Below are 26,193 nucleotides of genomic sequence, written 5' to 3'. Positions count from 1 at the left end.
CCCGTCTCCGGCGTCCGCCGGAGGCGGGCCGCACGTCCGTCGAAGGTGTGACGATACGCGCCCGGTGTCGTGTCCGAGGAACCCGCCGACGTCTGGCACAATGAGTAGTCGACTAACGGTGGCTGGCCAGCCCTCTAACTCGTCCGCCACCCACGTCAGCCTTGGCGGGTGCCACAGCCCCACGTGGTTCGTCGCCGGGCGCCTAACACCGTTAATCGGGAGAAGACCACTCCAGTGGCTGTCAAACTGAAGCTCAAGCGTATGGGCAAGATCCGTACGCCCCAGTACCGCATCATCGTCGCCGACGCCCGCAGCAAGCGCGACGGCAAGGCGATCGAGGAGATCGGCAAGTACCACCCCAAGGAGCACCCGAGCCTCATCGAGGTCGACTCCGAGCGGGCCCAGTACTGGCTGTCCGTGGGCGCTCAGCCGTCCGACGCGGTGAAGGTCCTCCTGCGCAAGACCGGTGACTGGCAGAAGTTCAAGGGCCTGCCCGCTCCGGCTCCGCTCCAGGTCGCCGAGCCCAAGGACCCCGAGGCCAAGGAGGCCGCCTTCCAGGCCGCGCTGAAGGAGCTCGTGCTCCCCGGCGGCGAGCCCAAGGGCAAGGCCAAGAAGTCCGAGAAGAAGGCGGACAAGGCGGCCGAGAAGCCCGCCGAGACCGCTGAGGCGGAGAAGTCCGAGGGCGAGGCCTGACGTGCTGGAAGAGGCGCTTGAGCACCTCGTGAAGGGGATCGTCGCGAACTCCGACGACGTCCAGGTGCGAGCCAGGAGGCTCCGCAAGGGCAAGGTCCTGGAGGTCCGGGTCCACCCCGACGACCTCGGCAAGGTGATCGGCCGCAACGGCCGCACCGCCAAGGCGCTGCGGACCGTGATCGGCTCCCTCGCCGGGGGCCGCTACGTCCGCGTGGACCTGCTGGATCTGCACGAGGTGCGCTGACCCGCCTCTCGGGGCGCCGACCGGGCCGGTCGGCGCCCCGCAGTCATGCCCGGGGTCCGTACCCCGGGCGCCGTCGTCCCGGCCCCACGGGGTCGGGCACCAGGGAGGGATGGAGCCCCATGCTGCTCGTCGTCGGCCGGATCGGCCGTGCGCACGGGGTGCGCGGTGACGTCGCCGTCGACGTGCGCACCGACGACCCGGCGCAGCGGTTCGCCGTGGGCTCCGTGCTCACCACCGACCCCGCCGACGCGGGGCCGCTGCGCGTCACCGCGAGCCGCCGTCACAGCGGGAAGCTGATCGTGCGCTTCGAGGGCGTCGCGGACCGGGACGCCGCGGAGGAGCTGCGCGGCACCACCCTGCTCGTGGACTCCGCCGACATCGCGCCGACCGACGACCCGGACGAGTTCCACGACCACGAGCTCATCGGACTGGCCGTGCAGACCACGGGCGGGGAGCCCGTCGGTACGGTGGAGGACGTGCTCCACCACGCGCAGGACGTGCTGGTCGTCACCGCCGCGGACGGGCGCGAGATCCTCGTGCCGTTCGTGTCCGCCCTGGTCCCCGAGGTCGACGTGGCCGGGGGGCGGCTCGTCATCGACCCGCCGAGCGGCCTGCTCGACCTCGCCGAGTGAAGGGGCGCCCCATGCGCATCGACATCATCAGCATCTTCCCCGACTACTTCGCCCCCCTGGACCTGTCGCTGATCGGCAAGGCGCGCACCGCCGGACTGCTCGACGTCCACGTCCACGACCTGCGGTCCTGGACCCACGACCGGCACAACACCGTCGACGACACGCCGTACGGCGGCGGCCCCGGCATGGTGATGAAGCCCGAGCCGTGGGGCGAGGCGCTCGACGAGGTCGTGGGGGAGGGGCCCGCGCGGCTGATCCTGCCGACCCCGAGCGGGCGACCGTTCCGCCAGGCCGACGCCGAGCGGCTGGCGGGGGAGGAGCGGTTGGTCTTCGGCTGCGGGCGCTACGAGGGGATCGACGCGCGCGTGGCGGTGGACGCGGCCGAGCGGATGCCCGTCGAGGAGCTGAGCATCGGCGACTACGTGCTCAACGGGGGCGAGTCCGCCACGCTGGTCATGGTCGAGGCGATCACACGGCTGCTGCCCGGTGTGCTCGGGAACACGGAGTCGGCGGTGCAGGACTCCTTCGCCTCGGGTGGGATGGAGCACCTCGTCGAGGGCCCCGTCTACACCAAGCCCGCCGCGTGGCGGGGGCGGGAGGTGCCGCCGGTCCTGCTGTCGGGCAACCACGGAGCCGTTGACCGCTGGCGACGTGACCAGGCGCTGCGCAAGACCGCGCGGAACCGGCCGGACCTGGTGGCGGCCACGCCGGAGGAACGCCTGGACCGGCGTGACCGGGAGGTTCTCGCCGAGGAGGCCGTTCGGGACGATGGCCAACCTGTGGCAAACTAGGTGAGTTCCCCTTGGTGATCGGCCGCATCCGCATGCCGGCGGCACGACGTCGGCCTCTGTGACGGTCACCCGGGCGGTACGACAGTCAGACCCATGAGGGCCCTCGCCCGCGCACCCCTTCCCGGCCACGGAGCCGGGGACAGGACGCGGAGCGCTACCGATGAGGATTCGCGAGATGCACACCGCCATTCAGGAGCTCGAGAAGGCTCAGCTTCGCACCGACGTCCCGGAGTTCCGCCCCGGTGACACGCTCAACGTTCACGTGCGCGTGACCGAGGGCAACCGGACCCGTGTCCAGGTCTTCAAGGGCGTGGTCATCCGCCGTCAGGGCTCGGGCAACCGCGAGACCTTCACCATCCGCAAGGTGAGCTACGGCGTGGGCGTGGAGCGCACCTTCCCCATCCACACCCCGGCCATCGAGAAGTACGAGGTCGCCGCCCGCGGCCGCGTGCGTCGCGCCAAGCTGTACTACCTGCGCGACCTGCGCGGGAAGGCCGCCCGCATCCGCGAGCGCCGCGAGCCCGCCGCCAAGTAGTCCTGGCGCTCCCGCCGCTCCGCCCCCAACCTCACGGCCTCCGCACGGGAGGCAGGATAGGCTTCGGGCGATGAGCAAAGACGACAGGGACCGCGTCGAGGACGGGGTCCAGGACGAGGATTCCGCCCGACCGGGCCCGGAGGAGCACGGCTCCGACACTGGCTCCCGAGTGCACGAGCACTCGGGAGCCAGTCGTGTCTCCGCCGCCGACGGTCCGGAGCAGGAGAAGGGGGCGGACAGCGAGATGAGCAAGTCCGAGAGCAGTGAGAAGAAGGGGTCGTTCTGGAAGGAACTCCCCATCCTGATCGTCATCGCCTTCGTCCTGGCCTTCGTGATCAGGACATGGGTGATGCAGGCCTTCTACATCCCCTCCGGCTCCATGGAGAACACGCTCCTCGTCGGTGACCGGGTGCTCGTCAACAAGGTCGTCTACGAACTCCGCGACATCGAGCGCGGTGAGGTGGTCGTCTTCAACGGTGAGAACTCGTGGGACGACCCGAGCACGGTGCAGGTGCCCGAGCCGACCAACCCGGTCGCCGGCGCCTTCACGTGGGTGCAGCAGCAGCTGGGCGCGGCCCCCACCGGCAAGGAGTACATCAAGCGCGTGATCGGCCTGCCGGGCGACGTCGTGGAGTGCTGCGACGAGCAGAACCGGATCATGGTCAACGGCGTGCCCCTGGAGGAGGAGGCCTACCTCTTCCCGGGCAGCGTGGAGAGCCACACCGAGTTCGGCCCGATCGAGGTGCCGGAGGGGCACCTGTGGCTCATGGGGGACCACCGGGCGATCTCCGTGGACTCCCGGGGCAACCAGAACAACCCGGGCGGCGGCGCGGTCCCGATCGACCACGTGGAGGGGCGCGCGTTCGTGATCATCTGGCCGTTCAGCCAGTTCGGGTCGCTGGGCGTGCCCGAGACCTTCGAGGAGCTCAACGCCGCGGACGACTGAGGCGCGCCGGCCGCGTCGGGCGTTCCCGGCGCGGACGGCGGGGCACCGGTCCGCCGTGTCCCGCGCGGACGGCCGTCCGGGGTCCTGGCGGCGCCCCGGGTGACCGGTCGGTGAAGGAAATCCGTCCGACGGAGTACACGGGGGCCCTCCGTGACGCATGATGGAATCCGGGTCGTCCTCACGTCGCCCGTCCGTGGGTCCGCCGCTCCGGCGGGAACAAGCCGGGGACCGGTGGTGTCCATGGGACAGGGGGTCGAAGCGACCGGGAGAGTGCGACGAAAGCGAGCGCGTGGATGAGTTCTGAGGACCTGGAGAAGTACGAGGCCGAGATGGAGCTCCAGCTCTATCGCGAGTACCGGGACGTCGTCGGGCTGTTCAGCTACGTGGTGGAGACCGAGCGCCGGTTCTACCTCACCAACAACGTCGACCTCCAGCCGCGTTCCACCGAGAACGGGGAGATGTACTTCGAGGTGGTGATGGAGGACGCCTGGGTCTGGGACATGTACCGGCCCGCCAGATTCGTGCGCAACGTGCGGGTGGTGACGTTCAAGGACGTCAACGTGGAGGAGATCACCAAGGCGGACCTGGAGGTGCCGCCCACGGAGGGCGACGGCTCCTGATCCCGGGCGGGTTCGACCGACCTCGGGCCCGCCGGGCGCGAGCCGCTCCGGATCCGGGGGTCTCCCCCGCCCGGGAACACGGGGCGTTCCTCCGTCGCGGGTCGCGGGGCCGTCCGTTGTCCACAGCCGAACAACTGCCCCTGGCGCGCTGACCCCCGATCACCGACCGTGGTAACGGGAGGTGGTCGCCGATGGACCAGCGGGCCGTGTACCGCCGCGTGCTGGGTGTCCGTGGTGAGGACCTGGCGGTGGTGTTCCTCGAGCGTGTCGGGATGCGGGTGCTCGACCGCAACTGGCGGGTCCCGGCCGGGGAGATCGACATCGTGGCCCGCGACGGGCGCACCCTGGTCGTGGCCGAGGTCAAGACCCGCACCTGCGCGCGCTTCGGCCATCCGCTCGACGCCCTCACCCCCGCCCGACGCCTCCGGCTGCGCCGCCTCGGCCTGGCCTGGGCGGCCCGGCACCGCGTTCCCGGCCGACCACTGCGCGTCGACGGCGTCGGTGTCCTGGTGGTCGGTGACCGCGTGTTCGTCAGCCACGAACGCGGGGTGGGCTGATGTCGTTCGCACGCGCGCACTGCGTCACTCTGGTGGGCGTCCAGGGGCACGTCGTGGAGGTGGAGGTCCACCTGGGCGGCGGCAACCCCGGGGTGACCCTGGTCGGGCTGCCCGACGCCGCACTGCGGGAGGCCCGCGACCGCATCCACGCCGCCGTGGTCAACAGCGGGGAGCGCTGGCCCAGCGGCCAGATCACCGTCAGCCTCTCACCCGCCAGCCTGCCCAAGTCCGGCAGCCTCTTCGACCTCGCCATCGCCGGTGCCGTCCTCGCCGCCTCGGGCGAGGTGCCGATGGACCGGCTGGACAAGACGGTCCTCCTCGCCGAACTGGGCCTGGACGGACGGGTGCGTGCGGTGCGCGGGGTGCTGCCCGCCGTGGTGGCGGCGGTCGATCGGGGCCACGACCGTTTCGTCGTCGCACGCGGCAACGCGGAGGAGGCCCGCCTCGTACCGGGGATCGAGGTGCGGGCCGTGGACGCGCTGGCCGACGTGTGCCACTGGCTGCGCGGCGGGGAGCCGCTGGAGGAGCCCGAGGCCACGCCCGCGCCCGGCCCCGGGTACCCGGACTGTTCCGGGGTGGACCTGGCCGACGTCCTCGGCCAGCCGGTCGCCCGGCGGGCGGTGGAGATCGCGGCGGCGGGCGGACACAACCTCATGATGCTGGGACCGCCGGGAACGGGGAAGTCGTTGCTGGCCGAACGGTTGCCCACGGTGCTGCCCCGGCTGACCCCGGCCGAGGCGCTGGAGGCGACGGCGATCCACTCGGTGGCGGGAACCCTCCCCAGGGGCGCGCCGCTGATCACCTCGCCGCCCTTCGCCGCACCGCACCACTCGGCCAGCCGCGCCGCGATCATCGGCGGCGGCAGCGGCCACCCCACGCCCGGATGGGCGTCCAAGGCCCACCACGGTGTGCTGTTCGTCGACGAGGCCCCGCAGTTCAGCAGGGGTGTGCTCGACTCCCTGCGGGAGCCGCTCGAACGCGGCGAGGTCGTGCTGGCCCGCGCCTCGGCCACGGTGGTGCTGCCCGCCCGCTTCCAGTTGGTGATGGCGGCCAACCCGTGCCCCTGCGCCAAGCCCGGTTCCCTGTGCACGTGTCCGCCGGGCGAGCGGCGCCGCTACCTGTCGCGCCTGTCGGGGCCGCTGCTGGACCGGGTCGACCTCAAGGTGGAGCTCCAACCCGTGGCCCGGGCCGAGCTCCTGGCCGACCGAGCCTTCGCCGAGTCGTCCGCGGTGGTGGCCGCACGGGTGGAGAAGGCCCGGGTCCGGGCGGCGGAGAGGCTGGCGCACACGCCGTGGACCACCAACGCGCAGATCCCGGGGGCGCGGCTGCGCCGGGAGTTCCCGGTCGAACCGGAGGCATTGCGGGTCCTGGGCGGGGCGATGGACCGGGGACAGATCAGCGCCCGGGGTGTGGACCGGGCGCTGCGGGTCGCCTGGACGCTGGCCGACCTCGCCGACCGGGACCGCCCCGGCGAGGAGGAGACCGCGTACGCCTTCGCGTTGTGGTCGGGCCGGGCGTGGTGAGGCGGAGGGACGGCAGCGGCTCCGGGACGCCGAGCGGAGGGGCGCGATCGTGGGCCACAGAACGGAGGGAGCGCGGTCACGAGGCGTCGAACGGAGGGAGGGACATCGCGGGGGCGAGGGACGGCGTGACGGCGGGTGCCGTCGGTTGGGTGCGGCGATGCGAGGGGGCTGGGCACGGTCGGAACGATCGCGGTGGGTTGCCGGGAGGCACGTGGGTGCGACGACGCGGTGGTCGAGGGAACTGACGTCGGGACGGCGTGGCGAAGGAGGGATCGGTGGCTGGACGGGACGGTGAGGAGGAGGCGGACGCCCGCGCACGGGCCTGCCTGACGGCCGTGGTGCCGCCGGGCGACCCGTGGGTGGGGGAGATGCTCGTCGAGCACGGCGCGGACCGGGTGTGGGCTGACCTGGCGGCGGGTGCGCTCGCGCCCACGGTGTCGAGCACCGCCGACACGGACCCGATCACGCGGGAACGGCTGCGGCGGCGCTGGGACCGGTGGAGCCGCCGGGCCGGGGCCGTGGACGCCGACTCCCTGCTGAGCGCGTCGGCGGAGGCCGGGATCCGGCTGGTCGTGCCCGGCGATCCCGAGTGGCCGGGGCGGCTCGAGGCGCTGGAGCTGCCCGGCGGGAGCCGGTCGCACGGGCTCTGGGTGCGGGGCCACGGCGACCTGCGCAACCTGTGCCTCCGTTCGGTGGCGATCGTGGGCGCGCGTGCCGCGACCGCCTACGGGGAGCACGTCGCGGCCGAGCTCGCCTACGATCTGGCCGCGCGTTCGGTCGTGGTGGTGTCCGGTGGGGCGTACGGGATCGACGGGGCGGCGCACCGGGCCGCGCACGCGGTCGGCGGCACCGTGGTCGTGCTCGCCTGCGGGCTGGACGTGGACTACCCGCGGGGGCACGCCGGTCTGTTCGCGGACGTGGCGAGGTCCGGTGTGCTGGTGAGCGAACGGCCTGTCGGCGCCACACCGCGCGCGCCGGACTTCCTGGTGCGCAACCGGCTCATCGCCGCGCTCACCCCCGGAACCGTGGTCGTGGAGGCGGGGCGGCGCAGCGGCGCGCTGAACACCGCCTCGCACGCCGTGGAGATGCACCGCTCGCTGATGGCGGTGCCGGGCCCGGTGACGTCGGCGATGTCGGTCGGGTGCCACGCGCTGCTCCGTGACTGGCAGGCCGGGTGCGTCACGTGCGCCGATGACGTACTGGCCCAGGTGACGCCGCTGGACGACGAGCCGCCTCCGCCCGGGCCCTTCCGGGTGGCCGCCGACCTCGACCCCGAGACGGCACGGGTGCTGGAAGCGGTGCCCCGCACGGGGGCGGGGACCGCGACGATCGCCGCGCGCGGCGGCGTCACTCTTGAGCGGGCGATGCGTTCGCTGGGGTTGCTGGCCGCCGCCGGCCATGTGGAGCGGTGCCCGAGCGGTTGGCGGCTCCCGCGCTGACCGGGCCGTTCCGCCGATGCTCCGGGGGGTTGTCAGCTGTCGCGTGAGGGAACCCGCCGCCCTGCCACGGACCACGGCCCCGAGCCGCGCGCCCGGACGGGGGGACACGGGGAACGCGGGCGACCAGCGCATCCAGAACCGTTCGGGGCTCGCGCGGTGACGGGACATGGGCCCAGGACCCACTCCCGCTCAACGAAGAGGAACGGTACGGTGATGCCATGGCTTCCACGTACAGCGACGCACTGCTGGCCGACGGCCCCCTCCTGTTCGTCTCCGGACAGGTTCCGCAGGCTCCCGACGGGAGCGTCGCCGGAGACGTGACGGGCCAGACCCGCCAGATCTTCCGCAACATCGAGGCCGTCCTGGCCCGCCACGGCGCGGACCTCACCCACGTCGTGAAACTCACCTACTACCTGCGGCACATCACCGACCTCGACGAGTTCCGCCCCGCACTCATCTCCTGCCTCCCCGGCGACCATCGCCCCGCCGGAACCCTGGTGGAGGTCAGCGGGCTGATCAACCCCAGCTACCTGGTCGAGGTCGACGCCGTCGCCTGCCTCCCCCGGAGGTAGCTGTGCTGGAGCCCTTCGCCGCCCACCTGACCGGCGAGCTGGGCCGGTCGCCGCACACGGTGCGCGGCTACCTCGCGGATCTGCGCTCACTGCTGGCCCACCTGGAGGAGACCGGTCACGAGGTGGCGGAACTGGACGTTCCCCTCGTGCGCGGATGGCTGTCCCGCGCCCGCGCGGCGGGGGCCAGCCGCGCCACGATCGCCCGACGTGTGGCGGCCGTGCGGGCGTTCACCCGCTACCTGCACCGCGAGGGGGTCCTGTCCACCGATCCGGGCCCCCGTCTGGCCACCCCGGCCCAACGGCGGGCACTGCCGACGGTGCTGGACGAGCGCCAGGCGGCCGACGCGCTCTCCCGGGCGCCCGCCGAGTCGCCGACCGACCTTCGTCGGCACGCCGTCGTCGAGGTGCTCTACGCCACGGGTGTGCGCGTGGCCGAGCTGTGCGCCCTCGACCTGGACGACGTGGACCGCGAACGGAACACCGTGCGCGTGGTGGGCAAGGGGAACAAGGAACGCACGGTACCCGTGGGCGCGCCCGCCCTCGACGCCCTGGACGCCTGGCTCACCGGGGGACGAACCGCACTGGCCACCGCGGCCAGTGGAACGGCCGTGTTCCTCGGCGCCCGGGGCGGCCGCCTGGGCGTGCGCCAGGCCCGGGAGGACGTCCACGCCCACCTGCGCGCCGCCGGGGTGGACAGCGGCCCGCACGGCCTGCGGCACAGCGCCGCCACCCACCTGCTCAACGGCGGCGCCGACCTGCGCAGCGTCCAGGAGTTCCTCGGCCACGCCAGCCCGCGCAGCACCCAGGTCTACACGCACGTGTCGGTGGAGCGGCTCCGCGACACCTACCGGCGGGCGCACCCCCGCGCCTGACTACCCTTCGGTGCCCCTGTCCGCCTCGGGGACGGACAGCCGCCGACGGAAGACCAGGGCGGTCATCCCGACTGACCCGGCGATCGCCGTCGGCACCGCCACCAGCACCGCCGTTGCGATCCTGGTCTGCCGGTTGCGGTCACAGGAATCCCGGAGAGTTTCTCCTGGGCTGTCGCCACCGAAGTCGTTGTCACTGGGCAAGAAACCCCACTCTGCGGCGGGTCGGCAGTCGACGGGGTGATCCGCGTCAGGAAAGCGGACGGAGGGTGTCCCGAGGAGCAGGACTATGCTGATCACTCCGATCACCGCGAGACCGAGACTGATCACCGTGGCCCGCCCGAAACGTGCGGTATGTTGCTGAAAGGAGTGACTCGACTCCCGGCTGTTGGTCTGATCTTCATTCATATTGCAGCTCCATGATTCTGTTTCGATCGGAACAGGTCCGCCATCACCTGCCGATCATTTCAGCGATCTCTTGTGCAGTTCGTGCTCGATGGTTTTCAATTATCTCGTCATATTGCTCGCCGTGGCTTTGAGTATAATTCGTAATGAACTCATGGGCGGTCACGGTTTCTGGTGCTGCGTCCGGGTTCTCTCTGAGCTCATTCTGATTCAGTATGATCTCGTTCTCCTTCAGGGTGGGATTGATCTCCGCGTCCATCATGGACAGGTCACGCGAGTAGATCTCGTGAATCCCGGATGCGACTCTTCGTGTGCCGTCGCTGCTTTCGCTGATGGCGAGATCGTCGATGTCGCTCAGCTCAAGGTCCGAATTGGGTGAATCAACAAGCTGGCTGAGCAGATAGAGTGAAGCATTCCTGCGAACATCGTCCGCTGGTGTGAATCCGTCGCCCCGTGCTTCTGCGAAGCCTTCGATTTCCGCCCCAATGGCTCCAGCGGGGTGCGCAGAGACCGGTACTTTAGCGACGCCCAGCGCGATCTCCGTGACGAGCATCGCTGCCCGACGCTGCCGATCTGCTGTGGACTCCGCAGCTTCATCCTCATTGGCTGTCCGGTTCACAGCCTCATCCTGGAGAGCTGAGTCCAGGAGCCCTTGCAGGGTTCCGTTCTCCGCTCCGGCTGTGAAGGGGCTGCCTGAATCAAGATTCTCGAACCCGGGGGGAGAAAATCATGGGTCACGTATTCCTAATAGGATGTTGGTAATCCATCAGTGGAAGCTGATGTTGGGGTCGCGACTGAGGGGGACGTCTATCGCTGTGAACTCTACGCCGCTGTCCTGGTCGGTGAAGGCGGCCTCCGACGCGCCTCCCTGGATGTTCTCCGACAGGGACAGGCCATGGTTCTCCACCCGAGCGATCGCGCTCGCTTGGCCCTCTCCGTAACCGCCCCAGCCCGTAACCTTGGGATCATGGTCACAAGCAGCCTTGGCTGCCAGCAGAGTCTCGTTGAAGTCCGCACCGAGCCCAACGAAGCCCGCCGCGTAGGCCTCAGCGTTGGATCCAGCTCCGTGGGCATCATGTGCGTTGACTCCGACCTCGTGACCGGGCAACACAGCCTCCTCATTTTCGGGGTTACCCAGGGGGTTGGTGCCCCTGTTCGTGTGCGGGGAATTAAGAGATCCTTATCGGTCGGAGAGACTAATGCACCCCTGGTGACGCGCGGATCACGGTGGCGTATCGAGGGGCAGGAGTCGGACCTCGCCGTGGCCCAGGAGCGCCAGGGGGTCCAGGTGGGTCGGGCCCCGTAGTAGGCCCCAGTGCAGGCAGGGGCGGTCGGCGCAGTGCGTCGGCCCGTCCGCGAGCGTCCCGATCACCTCCCCGGCGTCGACCGGGTCGCCCCGTGCGAGCGCCGACTCCACCGGCAGGTAGGTGGTGCGCAGGTCGCCGTGGACGACGCTCACCACGGGCGTCCCCGCCACGGGTCCGGCGAAGTGCACCCGCCCGGGGCCGGTCGCGTACACCCGGTCCCCAGGTTCGGCCGCCAGGTCCACCCCCAGGTGGCCGGGGAGCCAGCGCCGCGCGGGCGGGTCGAAGCCGCGCAGCACCGTCACCGGGGGCTCCAGGGGCCACCGCCACGAGGTTCGGTCCGGGGAAAGCGGGAAGAGCAGAAGGGAGAAGGCCAGCAGCAGACGGATGAGAGGGCGCATACCGTCCAGGGTCGGGGGGACGGGGGTGGTCCGCCAGGGTGAGTGGGGAAGCTGTGGACAACGCGTCCACGGGTGGTCGATTCCCCATGCACAGAGCGCAGGTCCTGGGTATCCCCGACGGACGATAGAATCGTCTGCGGCCCATCGGGCCGACCACAATTCGCACGTCCACGCGCCTCCTCCGGGAGGGGCCGCACCCACGGTCCACACCGCTTCGGCGGGGTGGCGGTACGGCCGGGGCGTCAGGCACAACCGACGGCGGAGTGCACACTCCGCCACCGCAAGGAGGACCAGGTCATGGCCACAGTCGTGACGATCCGCCAGCTCCTGGAGAGCGGCGTTCACTTCGGGCACCAGACCCGCCGCTGGAACCCGAAGATGAAGCGCTTCATCTTCACCGAGCGCAACGGCATCTACATCATCGACCTCCAGAAGTCGCTGGCCTACATCGACCGGGCCTACGAGTTCGTCAAGCAGACGGTCGCCCACGGCGGCACCATCCTGTTCGTCGGCACCAAGAAGCAGGCCCAGGAGGCCATCGACGAGCAGGCCCGCCGCGTCGGCATGCCCTTCGTCAACCAGCGCTGGCTGGGCGGCATGCTCACCAACTTCTCCACCGTCCACAAGCGGCTCCAGCGCCTCAAGGAGCTGGAGGAGATCGACTTCGACGACGTCGCCGGCTCCTCGCTCACCAAGAAGGAGCTCCTCAACCTCCGCCGCGAGAAGGAGAAGCTGGAGCGCACCCTCGGCGGTATCCGCGACATGTCCCGCGTGCCCAGCGCCGTGTGGATCGTGGACACCAAGAAGGAGCACATCGCGATCAGCGAGGCCCGGAAGCTGAACATCCCGGTCGTCGCGATCCTGGACACCAACTGCGACCCCGACGAGGTCGACTACCCGATCCCGGGTAACGACGACGCCATCCGCAGCGTCAGCCTGCTCACCCGCGTCGTCGCCGACGCCGTCGCCGACGGCCTGCTGGCCCGCTCCGGCGCCGCCGGCGCCGAGGCCGCCGGTGAGGAGAAGGCCGCCGAGGAGCCCCTGGCCGAGTGGGAGCGCGAGCTCCTGGAGGGCAAGGGCGAGGCCGCCTCCGCCGAGGCCGCTCCGGCTGAGGCTCCGGCCGCCGAGGCCGCTCCGGCCGAGGCCCCGGCCGACGACAAGCCCGCCGAGGAGACCCCGGCCCCCGAGGCCTCCGCCGAGTAGGGCACCGGGTCCGTCCCACCCCGCCGCCCCACCGCACACGGGTGGGGCGGCTCACGCGGGTCCATGGGTGCCGCCCGGGACCCCAGTCCACCGACGCTCCACTCCAAGGGAATCCGAGAACAGTCATGGCGAACTTCACCGCCGCGGACGTCAAGAAGCTGCGCGACATGACCGGCTCCGGCATGATGGCCTGCAAGAAGGCCCTCACCGAGGCCGACGGCGACTTCGACAAGGCCGTCGAGGCCCTCCGTATCAAGGGCGCCAAGAAGCAGGCCGAGCGTGGCGAGCGCACCGCCGCCCAGGGCATGGTCGTCCTCAAGCAGGAGGGCGAGGGCAAGGCCACCCTCATCGAGCTCAACTGCGAGACCGACTTCGTCGCCAAGAACGACCAGTTCATCGCGCTGGCCAACCAGGTCGCCGACTTCGTCGCCGCCGCCGACGGCGACGACCTCGCGACCATCGCGGCCGCCGAGATCGAGGCGGGCAAGAGCCTCCAGTCCTTCATCGAGGAGAAGGGCGCCGTTATCGGCGAGAAGCTGGAGCTGCGCCGCATCGCCAAGTTCGAGGGCGCCTTCGTCGCCAGCTACCTGCACAAGTCCGACCCCGACCTGCCGCCCACCATGGGTGTCCTGGTCGAGCTCGACAAGGCCGACGCCGAGGTGGGCAAGGACCTCGCCCAGCAGATCGCCGCGCTGGCCGCCCAGTACGTCGGCAAGGACGACGTCCCCGCCGAGGTGGTGGAGAAGGAGCGCCGCATCGCGGAGCAGACCACCCGCGAGGAGGGCAAGCCCGAGCAGGCGATCCCCAAGATCGTCGAGGGTCGCGTCAACGGCTTCTTCAAGGAGGTCACCCTCCTCGGCCAGCCGTTCGTGAAGGACGGCAAGAAGACGGTCCAGAAGGTCGTCGACGAGGCCGGCGTGAACGTCAAGCGTTTCGTCCGCTTCAAGGTCGGCCAGGCCTAGAGGTTTTGACATGATGGAGGTGCCGGGGAGAGTGCTCCCCGGCACCTTCGGCGGATTCGGGCGGGTTCGGACGCGTCAGTGCGGCGTCCGCCCGCGGCAGGAGCTACTCGGGGGTCCCTGTGCCGCTCGGGGATGACAAGGGAGGCCAAGGGCCGTGTCGGAGGACAACGCGATGAGCACCGCAACAGCCATGCACGATTCCGGGTGGAAGCGTGTGATGCTCAAACTCTCCGGAGAGGCCTTCGCGGGCGGCGGCGGCCTGGGCATCGACCCCGAGGTCGTCCAGTACGTCGCCGAGTCCATCGCCGAGGCCGTCTCCGAGGGCATCCAGGTCGCCGTCGTCGTCGGCGGCGGCAACATGTTCCGCGGCGCGCAGCTCACCGAGGGCGGGATCGAGCGCGGCCGCGCCGACTACATGGGCATGCTCGGCACCGTCATCAACTGCCTCGCCCTCCAGGACTTCCTCGAACGCCTCGGCGTGGACACCCGCGTGCAGACCGCGATCCACATGAGCCAGGTCGCCGAGGCCTACATTCCGCGCCGTGCCGTCCGCCACCTGGAGAAGGGCCGCGTGGTCATCTTCGGCGCCGGTCTGGGCGCGCCCTTCTTCTCCACCGACACCACGGCCGCCCAGCGCGCGCTGGAGATCGGAGCGCAGGCCGTCCTCAAGGGCACCCAGGTCGACGGGGTCTACGACTCCGACCCCCAGCGCAACCCGGACGCGGTCAAGTTCGACAAGCTCAACTACAACGAGGTCCTCACCCGCGGCCTCAAGGTCATGGACGCCACGGCGGTCAGCCTGTGCATGGACAACGGGCTGCCCATCGTGGTGTTCGACCTGATGAGCCAGGGAAACATCCTGCGCGCCGTGCGCGGTGAGAAGATCGGCACCATCGTCGGACCGGCACCCGCCTGAGGCGGGCGCGCCACCCCAGCAAGCCACGAACACCAGAGTCGATTCCGGGAGCGCTGACAATGATCGAAGAGACCCTCCTCGAGACCGAGGAGAAGATGGAGAAGGCCGTCACGGTCGCCAAGGAGGACTTCTCCACGATCCGCACGGGTCGTCCGACGCCCGCGACGTTCAACAAGATCACCGTGGACTACTACGGTGCGAGGACGCCGATCAACCAGCTGGCCTCGTTCTCGGTTCCCGAACCGCGCATGGTCGTCATCTCGCCGTTCGACGTCAACTCGCGGACCGAGATCATCAACGCCATCCGCAACAGCGACCTGGGCGTGAACCCCTCCGACGACGGCCAGGTCATCCGCGTGGTGTTCCCGGACCTGTCCGAGGAGCGCCGCAAGGAGTACGTGAAGGTGGCGCGGACCAAGGCCGAGGACAGCAAGGTCTCGATCCGCAACATCCGCCGTCACGCCAAGGACGCGTTCGAGAAGGCCGTGAAGGCGGGCGAGCTCGGTGAGGACGAGGCGCACCGCGCCCAGGCCGAACTGGAGAAGCTGGCCCACACCTACGTCGCCAAGATCGACGAGCTGCTCAAGCACAAGGAAGCGGAACTGCTCGAGGTTTAGTCGGTGACCACTCCTTCCAGCGGCTCCGGAGGCGACGACCTCTCGCCGGAGCACAGACCCGACGAGAGTTCGTCCGCCGACCAGGCCGCCGGACAGCGATTCGTGCTGCACAAGCCGGGAGGTGAGCCGGTGAAGACCGGTCGCAACCTCCCGGTGGCCATCGCCAGCGGGTGCGTCCTGGGCGCACTCGTGTTCTTCTCGATCTTCCCCTGGCCCCAGCTGTTCACGATCATCACCTCGCTGGCGGTGCTCATCGGCCTGCGCGAGGTCAACCGGGCCTTCGCGGGCAAGGGCATGCGCCTGGCGTTGGCGCCGATGGTCGTCGGCGGCGTCGCCATGCAGATCTGCGCCTACTTCGGCGGGACCGAGTGGCTGGTCGGAGCGACCGCGCTGACCGCGATCGCGCTGCTTGTGTGGCGGCTGCGCGGCGGCTCCGACGGGTTCGTGGCGGACGCGGCGGCGAACCTGTTCACCCTCGTCTACCTGCCCTTCCTCCTGGGCACGTGGCAGCTGCTCATCTCGCACCCCGACGACGGGCAGTTCCGCCTGGTGACGTTCATCGTCGTGACGATCTCCAGCGACATCGGCGGGTACTTCGCCGGGATCCTGCTGGGGCGGCACAAGATGGCGCCCGTGATCAGTCCGAACAAGACGTGGGAGGGCTTCGGGGGGTCGGTCGTCGGCTGCGCGGTGGCCGGAGCCCTGTGCGTCGTCCTGATGCTGGACGGGCCCTGGTGGGTCGGGGTGGTGCTGGGACTCGCGGTGGTGCTGGCGGCCACGGTGGGGGACCTCATCGAGTCGCTGTTCAAGCGCGACCTCGGCGTCAAGGACATGGGCAGCTTCATGCCGGGGCACGGCGGGCTGATGGACCGCCTGGACTCCCTGCTGATCGCGGCACCCGTGGTGTGGGTGGTGCTCGGCGTCCTGCTGTGACGAGCGGACGCGCCCTTCCGGCGGACCGGCCGGTCACGGGGGTCCCCTGGAGGGCGGTCCACCACGGCGGCGGTCGGGCGGATACGCTCGGTGCGTGGATGAACCGTTGATCGAACGCATGCGCTCCTACGGTGAGACCGTCTTCGCCGAGATGACCCGCCTGGCCGTCGAGACCGACTCCGTCAACCTCGGCCAGGGGTTCCCCGACACCGACGGGCCCCGATCCCTGCTGAGGGCGGCCACCGGCCACATCCTCGACGGGGTGAACCAGTACCCGCCGGGACCCGGGCGGCCCGAGCTGCGGCGGGCGGTGAGCCGCTACCGCGCACGGCACTACGGCGTCGAGCTCGACCCGGACACCGAGGTCTACGTGACCGTCGGCGCCACGGCCGGGATCGCCGCGTCGCTCCTGGCCCTCGTGGAGCGCGGCGACGAGGTGGTCGTCTTCGAGCCGATGTACGACTCCTACGCGGCCATGATCTCCCTGGCCGGAGGTGTGCGCAGGCCGGTGACCCTGCGTCCGGACCCCGTCAGGGGCGCGTTCACCTTCGACCCCGACGAGCTGCGCGCCGCGGTGGGGCCGCGCACCCGGATGATCATCGTGAACTCGCCGCACAACCCGACGGGCACCGTGTTCACGGCCGACGAGCTGGAGACCATCGCCCAGGTGTGCCGTGAGCACGACCTCATCGCGCTCACGGACGAGGTGTACGAGTTCCTCACCTTCGACGGGCTGCCGCACGTGCCCCTGGCGACGCTCCCGGGGATGCGGGAGCGGACGCTGTCGGTGTCGTCGGTGGGCAAGATGTTCGCCGTCACCGCCTGGAAGACCGGCTGGGTCATGGGACCGGAGCCGCTGGTCCGCGCGGTCCGCACGGTCAACCAGTTCCTCACCTTCTCCGCCAACGGCGCTCTCCAGCTGGCGATCGCCGACGCCATCGACCACGAGGGCGAGTGGATCGAGGCCCAGCGCGTCGCGCTCCAGGCCAAGCGGGACCGGCTGGCCGCCGGGCTGCGTCGGACCGGCTTCGACGTGCACCCGTGCGAGGGAACGTACTTCCTCATGGCCGACATCCGCCCGCTGGGGTACGGAGACGGGGTCGACGTGGCCCGGGCCCTGCCCCGCGAGGCCGGGGTGGCGGCGGTGCCCGCGAAGGTCTTCTACGACCGCCAGGAGGAGGGCGCGCACCTGTTGCGGTTCGCGTTCTGCAAACGGGACGAGGTGCTGGACGAGGCGGTGGCGCGTCTGACCGGCTGGCGCAAGGGCGACGGATAGCGGTGCGGGGTGGGGAGGGGCTCCCCTCTCCACTCCCGTACCTCAGGGCCTCGCGCGGGCGTCCACGACCTCGACGCGTGCGAGGTCAGGACGCGGAGGCGGTGCACCCGGCCGCGTCGTGCTCGGCCTCGGCGGCGGCCCCCGCCCGGCGGTGCTCCGTGAGGAAGGTCAGGAGGAGCCGCGGACAGCGGAACGTCGTGCCGTCGTCGGTGTCGAGCAGGTACAGGGACGCGAGCTGGTCGAGGAGGTCCTCGGCCTCGCGGTGCGGGATCCCGGCCAGGTGCGCCGCGTCCTCGGCGCCGAAGCCGCGCGGCCCCAGCTCGGCGAGCCGCCGCAGGAGCGAGCGCTGCGCGTCGGTGGCCAGGGAGTGCGTGGCCGCCAGCGCCGAGCGCACCGAGAGCGCGCCGAAGCTCAGCTCGTCCAGCGGGTTCCCCTCGTCCGCGAGCCGGGTGAGCAGCCAACGCAGGGGACGGTGGTCGGCGGCGGTCAGCCGCGCCCCCACGGTCCGCAGCGCGAGGGGGAAACCCTCGCACAGGTGGGCGAGGGCGCCCGCGTCCTCCGGCTCGGCCTCGACGCGCCGCCCCCCGATCGCCTCGGCGAGGAAGGCGCGGGAGGCGGAGGGGGACAGCGCTCCCAGCGGGATCCGGACGGGTCCCGAGAGCTCGGCCAGGGCGACACGGCTGGTGATGATCATGCCGTTGCCCCACCCGGTGGGAAGGAAGTCCTCCACCAGGTCGGCGGAGGGCACGCCGTCGAGGACGACCAGGACGCGGAGTTCGGCCGTGGCCTGGCGGAAGGCCTCGGTGAGCCGGTCGGGGTCCCCGGGGATGTCCGCGTCGGGGACGTCGAGGTCCCGGAGGAACCCGGTGAGGACGCGAGGGGGGTTCGGCTCCCGCGCCAGGTCGACGTACAGGGTGCCGTCGGGGTAGGCGGAGGCGAGGTCCTTCGCGGCGGCGACGGCCAGCGCGGACTTGCCCATCCCCGAGCGTCCCGTGACGCACACGGCCGGGACCGCGTCCGGCGCCTCCGGGGTGAGCGCCCGGCGGATCGTGTCGAGCTCCGCGTCACGGCCGATGAGGCGGCACGCCCCGGCGGGCAGGTCCCGGGGGACGCGACGGGGGCGGTCCGCCGGGTGCCCGAGGTTCGCGTCGTGGCGGGCGATGCGCTGGTGGAGCCGTCGGAGCCCGGGGCCGAGGGGCCGCCCCACGGTCTCCTCGACGAGCTCCCGGCCGTCCTGGTAGACCTCGACGGCCTCGACGTGGCGTCCCGCGCGGTGCAGGGACAGCATCAGCTGCCCGCGCAGCCGTTCGTTGAGCGGGTCCTCCCGGACGAGGGGGTCGAGTTCGACGGCGAGCGCGTCGTGCCATCCCAGCTCCAGTTCGACGTCGACGCGCTCCATGAGGGCCTGTCCGCGCAGGGCGCCGAGGCGCAGGGCCTCCGCCTCCAGGGTCTCGGTCCGCACGTCGGCGAGGGCGGCCTGGCCGCGCCACAACCGGTCCGCCTGCCGGTAGAGGCTGGCGGCCAGGTGGGGTTCGCCCCGTCCGACGGCGGCGCGCGCCTCCGCGACGCGCTGCTCGAACACCCGGGCGTCCACGTCCTCGGTGCCGACCCTGAGCGTGTACCCGGTGGCGACCGTCCCGATGACGTCGCCGAGGGGCGACAGACGGCGGCGGAGACCGCTGATGAGGATCTGGACCTGCTTGCGCGCCGTCTCCACGGGCATGTCGCCCCAGACCTCGGCGACGAGGGAGTCGACCGGGACCACCCGGTCCGTGTTGACGAGCAGCATCGCCAGGACGACGGCCGAGTTGCCCTGGGGGACTCTGATCCATCTGCTCGGATCCTCATAGCCCAGGGGGCCCAGGATCACAAAGGGCACGTCAGCCTCCCACGTGTAGACGGGAACGACGAATGTCACGCATTGTCGTCGGATGTTTACAATGGGAATGGTATTGGGTACCGTTATCCGATGTCCATGTTCCACGTGGCCACATCGGGCCAGCGGGGGATCGGGACATGGTCGGCGCCGCCCTAGCGGCCCGCCGTCTCCGGGCGCGCGCGTGCGGCGTGGACGACCAGCGCGGCGATCACCGCGCAGGCGAGGAGGACGAAGGTCGTGTTCTCGGCCGCGCCGATGCCGTTCCGCCACGAGTCGGCGTCCCGGCGCTCCAACTCGGCGGCGACCGCGAGGACCAACACCAGCGCGGCCATCGGCCTGGTCCGGGACAGGAATCCGCCGAGTCCGGCGACGACCCCGCCGACCATCGCGATCCCGAGCGTCGTCCACAGGGCGACCGCGGCCATCGGCGGCGCGGGCACGACACCGGGCGACGCGTGACCGACGAGCCATCCGTGCGTCTCGTGGGTGACGAAGGCGACCGCCATGAACAGCGCCCCCAGGGCACTGGCCCCGGCACGTGACGCGGGCCCCCGGCGTCCGATCGCGAACGGGACCCAGAACCACACGACCAGGCTGTTGGCCACCCCGGCCGCGTACTGGGCGGTCGCGCTCCAGGGCGTGTGGTCGACCCACCCAGCGGGCGGGACGACGTTGCTCATCCCCGACAGGACCCCCACGAGGACCCCGCCCAACACGCCGACGGCGAGCGGGACCGCTCGTCCGCGCATGCGGTACCCCCGTTCGACTCGCACCCGCCCGGACGGCGGCGTGGGCTGGCTTCCCTTCCGGACACGGTTCCGGAGCCGGGGGCGGGTACCGCCCCCGGCGGTCGGTGAGAGACCTCCTACCGGTCGGGCTCGAACCAGACCGCGCCCAGCGGCGGGATCGTGATCTCGGCCGAGAACGGCTGGCCGTGCCACTCCCGCTCCTCGGAGCTCACCCGGGTCGGCACCGCGTAGCCCGAACCGCCGAACCGCTCCTCATCGGTGTTGAGCACGAGGTTCCACCGGCCCCCGGACGGCAGCCCCGCCCGCCACCCCGGGCGCGGCACCGGCGAGAAGTTCACCGCGCAGGCCAGCACCGACCCGTCCTCGCCGTGACGCAGGTACGACAGCGTGTTCCCCTCGCGGTCACCGCCGTCCAGCCACCGGAAGCCCGCCGGATCGGTGTCCAGCGACCACAGCGCCGACCGCGGCCGGTAGGCCTCGTTGAGCGTCCTGACCAACCGGCGCGCCCCCGCGTGGTGGTCGAACCGGAGCAGCCACCACGGCACCCCGGCCTCGTGCGACCACTCGTCGCCCTGGGCGATCTCCCCGCCCATGAACAGCAGCTGCTTGCCCGGGTGCGACCACATGAAGGCCAGCAGCGCCCGCACGGTGGCCGTCCGCTGCCACTCGTCCCCCGGCGCCTTGTTGAGCAGCGACTGCTTTCCGTGCACCACCTCGTCGTGCGACAGCGGCAGGACGTAGTTCTCGCTGTAGGCGTAGACCATCGAGAACGTGACCTCGTCGTGGTGGTACTGGCGGTGGATCGGCTCCTTCTTGACGTACTCCAGGGTGTCGTGCATCCACCCCATGTTCCACTTGAACCCGAACCCGAGCCCCCCGTGGTCCACCGGCCGGGTCACGCCCGGGTAGGCCGTCGACTCCTCCGCGATCATCATGGCGCTCGGGTTGCGCCGGTAGACGGTCGTGTTCAGCTCCTTGAGGAAGTCGATCGCCTCCAGGTTCTCCCGCCCCCCGAACGCGTTCGGCTCCCACTGGCCGGAGTCGCGCGAGTAGTCCAGGTAGATCATCGACGCGACCGCGTCCACCCGCAGCCCGTCGACGTGGAACTCCTCCAGCCAGTACAGCGCGTTGGCGATGAGGAAGTTGCGCACCTCGGTGCGCCCGTAGTTGAAGATCAGCGTGCCCCAGTCCGGGTGCTCGCCCCGGCGCGGGTCCGGGTGCTCGTACAGCGCGCTCCCGTCGAAGCGCGCCAGCGCCCACTCGTCCCTGGGGAAGTGCGCCGGAACCCAGTCCAGCAGGACCCCGATCCCGGCCCGGTGCAGGGAGTCCACCAGGTGGCGGAACTCGTCCGGGGAGCCGAAGCGCGGGGTGGGCGCGTAGTAGGAGGTCACCTGGTAGCCCCACGACCCGTCGTACGGGTACCCGGCCACCGGCAGGAACTCCACGTGCGTGAACCCCAGGTCGGACACGTACTCGACCAGCTCGTCCGCCAGCTCCGCGTAGCCGAGGCCCGGCCGCCACGACCCCAGGTGCACCTCGTACACGCTCATCGGCGCGCGGTGCCACTCCTTGCCCTTGCGTTCGGCCATCCACGTCTGGTCGCCCCACTCGTGGGTCGAGGCGGTCACCACCGACGCCGTCGCGGGAGGGCACTCGGTCCGGCGCGCCATCGGGTCGGCCTTGTCCCGCCAGTGCCCGTCGGAGCCCAGCACCTGGAACTTGTAGAGGGCGCCCTCGCCCACGTCCGGAACGAACAGCTCCCACACGCCGCTGGCCCCCAGGCTGCGCATGGGGTGGCCCTCACCGTTCCAGAAGTTGGCGTCCCCGATCAGGCGGACCCCGCGCGCGTCCGGGGCCCAGACCGCGAACCCCGTGCCGGACACCTCGCCCATCGGGGTGTCGATCGTCCGGACGTGGGCGCCGAGTGCGCGCCACAGCTCCTCGTGCCGGCCCTCGCGGATGAGGTGCAGGTCGAGTTCGCCCAGGGTGGGCGTGAACCGGTAGGAGTCGGCGGCGGTCACCTCGGGACCGTCGGGCTGGTACCGGGTCACCACACGGTAGTCCGCGGCGCCGTCCGAGCCCGCGGGAAGCGTGCCCGCGAACACGCCGCGGTGCAGGTGGGTCAGGGCGACGCGGGCGCCGTCGGCCAGGACCAGGCCCACCTCCAGGGCGCCCGGCCGCAGGACGCGGACCGCCGTGCCGCCGGCGCCGTCGGGATGGGCGCCGAGCACCGAGTGCGGATCGTGGTGGTGCCCGTCCACGACGCGGTCGACGGCGGCGAGGAGCGCGGGGTCGGTCGACGCGCGGGCGGCCCCGGCGGCGCGCCCGGCGGCCCCGCGTGCGGGACGCCTGCGTGCGGTGGCCTTGGCCGTCTTCGCGGTGTCCGCGGCGACGGTGGTCTTCGGGGCCTTGGCGGTCCTCGTGGCCTTGGCCGCCTTGGGGGCGTTATCCGCCTTCGCGGTCTTCGTGGCCTTCGCCGCCTGCGGGCTTGTGGCCTTTGTGGCTCCCTTGGCGCCCTTGGCGGCCGTGGTGTCCTTGGTCGGTGTGGTCTTTCGGGTGCGCGGACGCGGTTCCGGCGTGGTCAAGACGGCTCCGTCGTGGTCGTGGTGGTCGGTCGGATGGGTGGCATCGCGCGGGGCCGCCGCCCCGATCGGTGGGGTGGCGGCCGGCCGTCGCGCCGTCCCGGATCAGCCGGGCACGGGTGGCGCCGCCGCCGCGGTGGCGCCCGAGGCGGCCGCGGCGATGGAGTCGAGGGGCACCCGCAGCCAGTTCGGCCGGTTCCGTGCCTCGTACAGGACCTCGTAGACGGCCTTGTCGAACTCGAAGGCGCGCAGGGCCGTCAGGTGTTTGTCGGGGTCGGGGCCGCCCGCGTCGGCGTACCCCGCGCAGAACGCCGCCCGGTTGTGCCGGGCCCAGGAGCGGGCCGCCCACTCCAGTGCGGGGTCGTCCGGGTGCCGGACCAGCAGGTAACCGGCGGCGTAGTCGAAGGAGCGGAGCATGCCCGCCACGTCCCTCAGCGGGCTGGCCAGGCGCTGGCGTTCGCTGACCGACACCGTGGGCTCGCCCTCGAAGTCGAGCAGCACCCACCCGGTCGCCGTGCGGATCACCTGGCCCAGGTGGTAGTCGCCGTGGATGCGCTGGATCGGCAGCGGTTCGCGGACCCGGGCGAACTCGGTGTAGGCCTCCATCACCCGGGGCGCGTGCCGGGCCAGCTCCGGCACCTCGGCGCTGGCCATGGCCAGGCGCTCGATCATCGCCTCGGCGAGTTCGGCCGCCGCGACCGGTGTGAGCACGTCCGTGGGCAGTGTGCGCGCCAGGGACCGGTGCACCTCGGCGGTGGTCCGGCCCAGGCGCTCGGCCTCGGCGGTGAACGCCGTCTCGTCGTCGGCCGTGGCCTCGCCCACCAGCGCCCGCACGCTCCGGGTGGCCAGGACCCAGCCGTCCGTGGCCTGCGGCACGTAGGCCTGGAGCATCGCCAGCGTGGTGGGCTCCCGGTATCCGGGCAGGTCCGCCTCGATCCACCCGCACGTGCGCGCCACGTACGGGGAACCGGTCAGCGCCATGGTCAGCTCCAGGTCCGGGTTGCGGCCCGGCCAGAGTCTGCGGAAGGTCTTCAGCACGTAGTCCTCGCCGAAGACCAGGGACGTGTTCGACTGCTCGCCGGTGAGGACGCGGCCGTGCGCGCCGACCCGGACCGGGGCCCCGGGCAGGGTCCGGAACCGGACCCCCGCCGAGTCCCCGGGCGCGGCCGGGGCGGAGAACCGTTCGAGCAGGACGGCGCTCAGCTCCCGGTCGTGCGAGGCGTCGTAGACCGCGCGCGGACGGCCTCCCGCCACGCGGCACACCCCGATGGTCTCGGCCGCCAGTTCGCCCGGCAGCGACCGGGGCGGTCGGGAGCCCATCAGCACCTGGTAGCGGGAGTAGCGCCCCCGCTGCTGGGCCTCGACCACGAGGACGTCCAGGCTGGGCGCGTCCCCCCGCGCGGCCCTCAGGGTGTGCCTGCTCGCCACGCGCAGGTCGTGGATGGGCACCCCCTTGCCGGAGAACCAGCGCTGTCGGGGCAGCCAGGCGGCCAGGAGTTCTTCGAGTTTCGACATGTCAGGCAGCCCCGTTTCCGTTCCCGCCACCGCCCCGGTCCGAGCGCTCCGACACCGGGTCCGCGGTCCCGGGGACGGGGGCGGCGGACCGCGCGGGCGCCGGAGGCGCGCCGTCGGGGTGCGCGCGGACGAGCGGGCCCTCGTCGGTGGAACGGACACGGACGCCGGCCGCGGGCAGCCCGTAGGAGGGCACACCGTCGTGGTCACGCCCGTGCGTCCCGGCGGCGGCCGCCGCGGGCAGCTGGAACCAGTAGAAGCCGTGTCCGGGCAGGGCGAGCGGGTACGGGAGCTCACCGATCTCCGGGAACCGCACGCCGCCGACGCACTCCACCGGACTGACCCCGGCGTAGCGCGCCAGGTCCAGCTCCACCGGCTGCGGGTACCGGGAGAGGTTGTTGACGCACAGCATGCGGTCGTCCCCGTGCTCGCGGATGAACGCCAGGACGCTCGGGTTGGTGGCGTTGAGCTCGGTGAACGCCCCGGTGCCGAACACGGGATGGCGTTTGCGGATCTGGATCATCCGGCGCGTCCAGTGCAGGAGCGAGCCGGGGTTGTCGCGCTGCGACTCCACGTTGATCGCCTGGTAGCCGTAGACCGGGTCCATGATCAGCGGCAGGTACAGGCGGGCGGGGTCGCCCCGGGAGAACCCGGCGTTGCGGTCCGGACTCCACTGCATGGGGGTGCGTACCGCGTCCCGGTCGCCGAGCCAGATGTTGTCGCCCATGCCGATCTCGTCGCCGTAGTAGAGCATCGGCGAGCCCGGCAGCGAGAGCAGCAGGGCGGTGAACAGCTCGATCTGGTCCCGGTCGTTGTCCAGCAGCGGGGCGAGCCGTCGGCGGATCCCCACGTTGGCGCGCATGCGGGGTTCCTTGGCGTACTCCGCGTACATGTAGTCGCGTTCCTCGTCGGTGACCATTTCGAGGGTCAGCTCGTCGTGGTTGCGGAGGAAGATCGCCCACTGGCAGTCGTTCGGGATCTTCGGGGTCTGGGCGAGGATCTCCGAGATCGGGAAGCGCTGCTCCTGGCGCACCGCCATGAACATCCGCGGCATGAGGGGGAAGTGGAAGTTCATGTGGCACTCGTCGCCGCCCGACTCGAAGTCGCCGAAGTAGTCGACGACGTCGGAGGGCCACTGGTTGGCCTCGCTCAGGAGCACGCGGTCGGGGTAGAGGCGGTCGACCTCGGCGCGCACGCGCTTGAGGAACTCGTGGGTCTCCTTGAGGTTCTCGCAGTTGGTGCCCTCGCGCTCGTAGAGGTAGGGCACGGCGTCCAGGCGGAACCCGTCGATGCCCAGGTCGAGCCAGTAGCGCAGGACCTCCAGGATCGCCTCCTGGACGGCCGGGTTCTCGAAGTTGAGGTCGGGCTGGTGGGAGAAGAAGCGGTGCCAGTAGTACTGGCCGCGGACCTCGTCGTAGGTCCAGTTGGACGTCTCGGTGTCGACGAAGATGATGCGGGCGTCGTCGTACCGGTCGTCGGTGTCCGACCACACGTAGAAGTCGCCGTAGGGACCCTCGGGGTCGGTGCGGGAGGCCTGGAACCACGGATGCTGGTCGCTGGTGTGGTTCATGACCAGGTCGGTAATGACGCGGATGCCGCGTCGGTGCGCCTCGTCGAGGAGTTCCACGAAGTCGGCGGTCGTGCCGAACTCCGGGAGGATCGTGAAGTAGTCCGAGATGTCGTACCCGCCGTCGCGCAACGGGGACTGGTACATCGGCAGCAGCCAGACGCAGTCGATGCCCAGCCACTGGAGGTAGTCCAGTTTCTGTACCAGTCCGGCGAGATCGCCGGTGCCGTCGCCGTTGGAGTCGAAGAAGCCGCGGGCGAGGACCTCGTAGAAAACCGCGTGCTTGTACCAGTGGGGGTCACTGGTACCACCCGAGGACATGAGCGGGCCGGTGGCGGCCCCGGTGGCTGGGGCGAGCGGACCGTGCTCGGCGTGACCGTGGCCGTCCGGTCCGGACTCGTCTGTGCTCATCAACTGCTCCCCACCAAGAAAGGTTCGACTTCGGGTCAACGGGCGTTCCGGACCG

At 71.3% G+C, this 26,193-nt stretch carries 27 protein-coding genes; 18 read left to right on the top strand and 9 right to left on the bottom strand.

The window, feature by feature from the left end:
• Positions 1-234: 234 nt before the first annotated feature.
• The 12 genes from rpsP to AB0I72_RS11920 all read left to right on the top strand — a co-directional run bounded on the left by rpsP (position 235) and on the right by AB0I72_RS11920 (position 9,424).
• Entirely contained in the window at positions 235-693 is a 459-nt protein-coding gene (gene rpsP, locus AB0I72_RS11975) for a 30S ribosomal protein S16 (RefSeq protein ID WP_358566199.1), read from the top strand.
• Position 694: 1 nt separating this feature from the next.
• Complete coding sequence (locus tag AB0I72_RS11970; RefSeq protein WP_017598215.1) at positions 695-937, top strand: RNA-binding protein; 243 nt, start codon at positions 695-697, stop codon at positions 935-937.
• 119 nt (positions 938-1,056) lie between these two features.
• Positions 1,057-1,569, top strand: a complete 513-nt coding sequence (rimM, locus tag AB0I72_RS11965; protein WP_358566196.1) for a ribosome maturation factor RimM — start codon at positions 1,057-1,059, stop codon at positions 1,567-1,569.
• A gap of 11 nt (positions 1,570-1,580) precedes the next feature.
• Entirely contained in the window at positions 1,581-2,360 is a 780-nt protein-coding gene (gene trmD / locus AB0I72_RS11960; RefSeq protein ID WP_358566193.1) for a tRNA (guanosine(37)-N1)-methyltransferase TrmD, read from the top strand.
• Positions 2,361-2,535: 175 nt separating this feature from the next.
• Positions 2,536-2,895: a 50S ribosomal protein L19 gene (gene rplS / locus AB0I72_RS11955; protein WP_358566190.1), complete on the top strand. Its 360-nt coding sequence runs from the start codon at positions 2,536-2,538 to the stop codon at positions 2,893-2,895.
• Between the two features lie 70 nt (positions 2,896-2,965).
• On the top strand, positions 2,966-3,841 hold the full coding sequence (gene lepB, locus AB0I72_RS11950) for a signal peptidase I (protein WP_358566187.1): 876 nt from the start codon (positions 2,966-2,968) through the stop codon (positions 3,839-3,841).
• Between the two features lie 293 nt (positions 3,842-4,134).
• Positions 4,135-4,461: a DUF2469 domain-containing protein gene (locus tag AB0I72_RS11945; protein WP_358566184.1), complete on the top strand. Its 327-nt coding sequence runs from the start codon at positions 4,135-4,137 to the stop codon at positions 4,459-4,461.
• A 191-nt stretch (positions 4,462-4,652) separates the two neighbouring features.
• A complete protein-coding gene (locus AB0I72_RS11940; RefSeq protein ID WP_358566182.1) occupies positions 4,653-5,018 on the top strand; it encodes a YraN family protein in 366 nt (121 codons plus the stop codon).
• Positions 5,018-6,541, top strand: a complete 1,524-nt coding sequence (locus AB0I72_RS11935) for a YifB family Mg chelatase-like AAA ATPase (protein WP_358566179.1) — start codon at positions 5,018-5,020, stop codon at positions 6,539-6,541. The genes AB0I72_RS11940 and AB0I72_RS11935 overlap by 1 nt, the downstream gene beginning before the upstream one ends.
• A gap of 275 nt (positions 6,542-6,816) precedes the next feature.
• Complete coding sequence (locus AB0I72_RS11930; protein ID WP_358566176.1) at positions 6,817-7,980, top strand: DNA-processing protein DprA; 1,164 nt, start codon at positions 6,817-6,819, stop codon at positions 7,978-7,980.
• A 218-nt stretch (positions 7,981-8,198) separates the two neighbouring features.
• Complete coding sequence (locus AB0I72_RS11925) at positions 8,199-8,552, top strand: RidA family protein (protein ID WP_358566173.1); 354 nt, start codon at positions 8,199-8,201, stop codon at positions 8,550-8,552.
• A gap of 2 nt (positions 8,553-8,554) precedes the next feature.
• Positions 8,555-9,424 (top strand): tyrosine recombinase XerC, encoded by an 870-nt coding sequence (locus tag AB0I72_RS11920; RefSeq protein ID WP_358566170.1) that lies wholly within the window; start codon positions 8,555-8,557, stop codon positions 9,422-9,424.
• On the opposite strand, the gene AB0I72_RS11915 is transcribed toward AB0I72_RS11920, so the two are convergent.
• The 4 genes from AB0I72_RS11915 to AB0I72_RS11900 form a co-directional block, all read right to left on the bottom strand.
• Entirely contained in the window at positions 9,425-9,829 is a 405-nt protein-coding gene (locus AB0I72_RS11915; protein WP_358566167.1) for a hypothetical protein, read from the bottom strand. It lies immediately after the preceding gene.
• Between the two features lie 43 nt (positions 9,830-9,872).
• Complete coding sequence (locus AB0I72_RS11910) at positions 9,873-10,445, bottom strand: hypothetical protein (protein ID WP_358566164.1); 573 nt, start codon at positions 10,443-10,445, stop codon at positions 9,873-9,875.
• A 147-nt stretch (positions 10,446-10,592) separates the two neighbouring features.
• The gene (locus tag AB0I72_RS11905) at positions 10,593-10,934 is read right to left on the bottom strand and encodes a hypothetical protein (RefSeq protein ID WP_358566161.1); all 342 of its coding nucleotides are present in this window, start codon (positions 10,932-10,934) and stop codon (positions 10,593-10,595) included.
• 114 nt (positions 10,935-11,048) lie between these two features.
• Positions 11,049-11,531, bottom strand: coding sequence for a M23 family metallopeptidase (locus AB0I72_RS11900; protein WP_358566158.1), 483 nt, complete (start codon positions 11,529-11,531; stop codon positions 11,049-11,051).
• Between the two features lie 297 nt (positions 11,532-11,828).
• Here AB0I72_RS11900 and rpsB point away from each other — a divergent pair, with 297 nt between their 5' ends.
• From rpsB to AB0I72_RS11870, 6 genes are all read left to right on the top strand, one after another.
• Positions 11,829-12,734 (top strand): 30S ribosomal protein S2, encoded by a 906-nt coding sequence (rpsB, locus tag AB0I72_RS11895; RefSeq protein WP_358566155.1) that lies wholly within the window; start codon positions 11,829-11,831, stop codon positions 12,732-12,734.
• Between the two features lie 125 nt (positions 12,735-12,859).
• Positions 12,860-13,696, top strand: coding sequence for a translation elongation factor Ts (gene tsf, locus AB0I72_RS11890; protein WP_358566152.1), 837 nt, complete (start codon positions 12,860-12,862; stop codon positions 13,694-13,696).
• 172 nt (positions 13,697-13,868) lie between these two features.
• The gene (gene pyrH / locus AB0I72_RS11885) at positions 13,869-14,612 is read left to right on the top strand and encodes a UMP kinase (RefSeq protein WP_358566149.1); all 744 of its coding nucleotides are present in this window, start codon (positions 13,869-13,871) and stop codon (positions 14,610-14,612) included.
• Between the two features lie 59 nt (positions 14,613-14,671).
• Positions 14,672-15,229 (top strand): ribosome recycling factor, encoded by a 558-nt coding sequence (gene frr, locus AB0I72_RS11880; RefSeq protein ID WP_358566146.1) that lies wholly within the window; start codon positions 14,672-14,674, stop codon positions 15,227-15,229.
• A gap of 3 nt (positions 15,230-15,232) precedes the next feature.
• Positions 15,233-16,162 (top strand): phosphatidate cytidylyltransferase, encoded by a 930-nt coding sequence (locus tag AB0I72_RS11875; RefSeq protein ID WP_358566143.1) that lies wholly within the window; start codon positions 15,233-15,235, stop codon positions 16,160-16,162.
• A gap of 94 nt (positions 16,163-16,256) precedes the next feature.
• Complete coding sequence (locus AB0I72_RS11870) at positions 16,257-17,438, top strand: pyridoxal phosphate-dependent aminotransferase (RefSeq protein ID WP_358566140.1); 1,182 nt, start codon at positions 16,257-16,259, stop codon at positions 17,436-17,438.
• 85 nt (positions 17,439-17,523) lie between these two features.
• Here AB0I72_RS11870 and AB0I72_RS11865 read toward each other — a convergent pair whose 3' ends face one another.
• From AB0I72_RS11865 to treS, 5 genes are all read right to left on the bottom strand, one after another.
• Positions 17,524-19,317, bottom strand: a complete 1,794-nt coding sequence (locus AB0I72_RS11865) for a transcriptional regulator (protein WP_358566137.1) — start codon at positions 19,315-19,317, stop codon at positions 17,524-17,526.
• Positions 19,318-19,469: 152 nt separating this feature from the next.
• Positions 19,470-20,066: a hypothetical protein gene (locus AB0I72_RS11860; RefSeq protein WP_358566134.1), complete on the bottom strand. Its 597-nt coding sequence runs from the start codon at positions 20,064-20,066 to the stop codon at positions 19,470-19,472.
• Between the two features lie 116 nt (positions 20,067-20,182).
• Positions 20,183-22,327 (bottom strand): 1,4-alpha-glucan branching protein GlgB, encoded by a 2,145-nt coding sequence (gene glgB, locus AB0I72_RS11855; protein WP_358566664.1) that lies wholly within the window; start codon positions 22,325-22,327, stop codon positions 20,183-20,185.
• Positions 22,328-22,753: 426 nt separating this feature from the next.
• The gene (locus AB0I72_RS11850) at positions 22,754-24,163 is read right to left on the bottom strand and encodes a phosphotransferase (RefSeq protein WP_358566131.1); all 1,410 of its coding nucleotides are present in this window, start codon (positions 24,161-24,163) and stop codon (positions 22,754-22,756) included.
• A gap of 1 nt (position 24,164) precedes the next feature.
• The gene (gene treS, locus AB0I72_RS11845; protein WP_358566128.1) at positions 24,165-26,138 is read right to left on the bottom strand and encodes a maltose alpha-D-glucosyltransferase; all 1,974 of its coding nucleotides are present in this window, start codon (positions 26,136-26,138) and stop codon (positions 24,165-24,167) included.
• Positions 26,139-26,193 lie beyond the last annotated feature (55 nt).

The organism is Nocardiopsis sp. NPDC049922, assembly GCF_040660275.1.
Classification (GTDB): Bacteria; Actinomycetota; Actinomycetes; order Streptosporangiales; family Streptosporangiaceae; genus Nocardiopsis.
The sequence above is the reverse complement of the archived record's forward strand: the minus strand, read 5'-3'. Positions and strand labels throughout refer to the sequence as shown.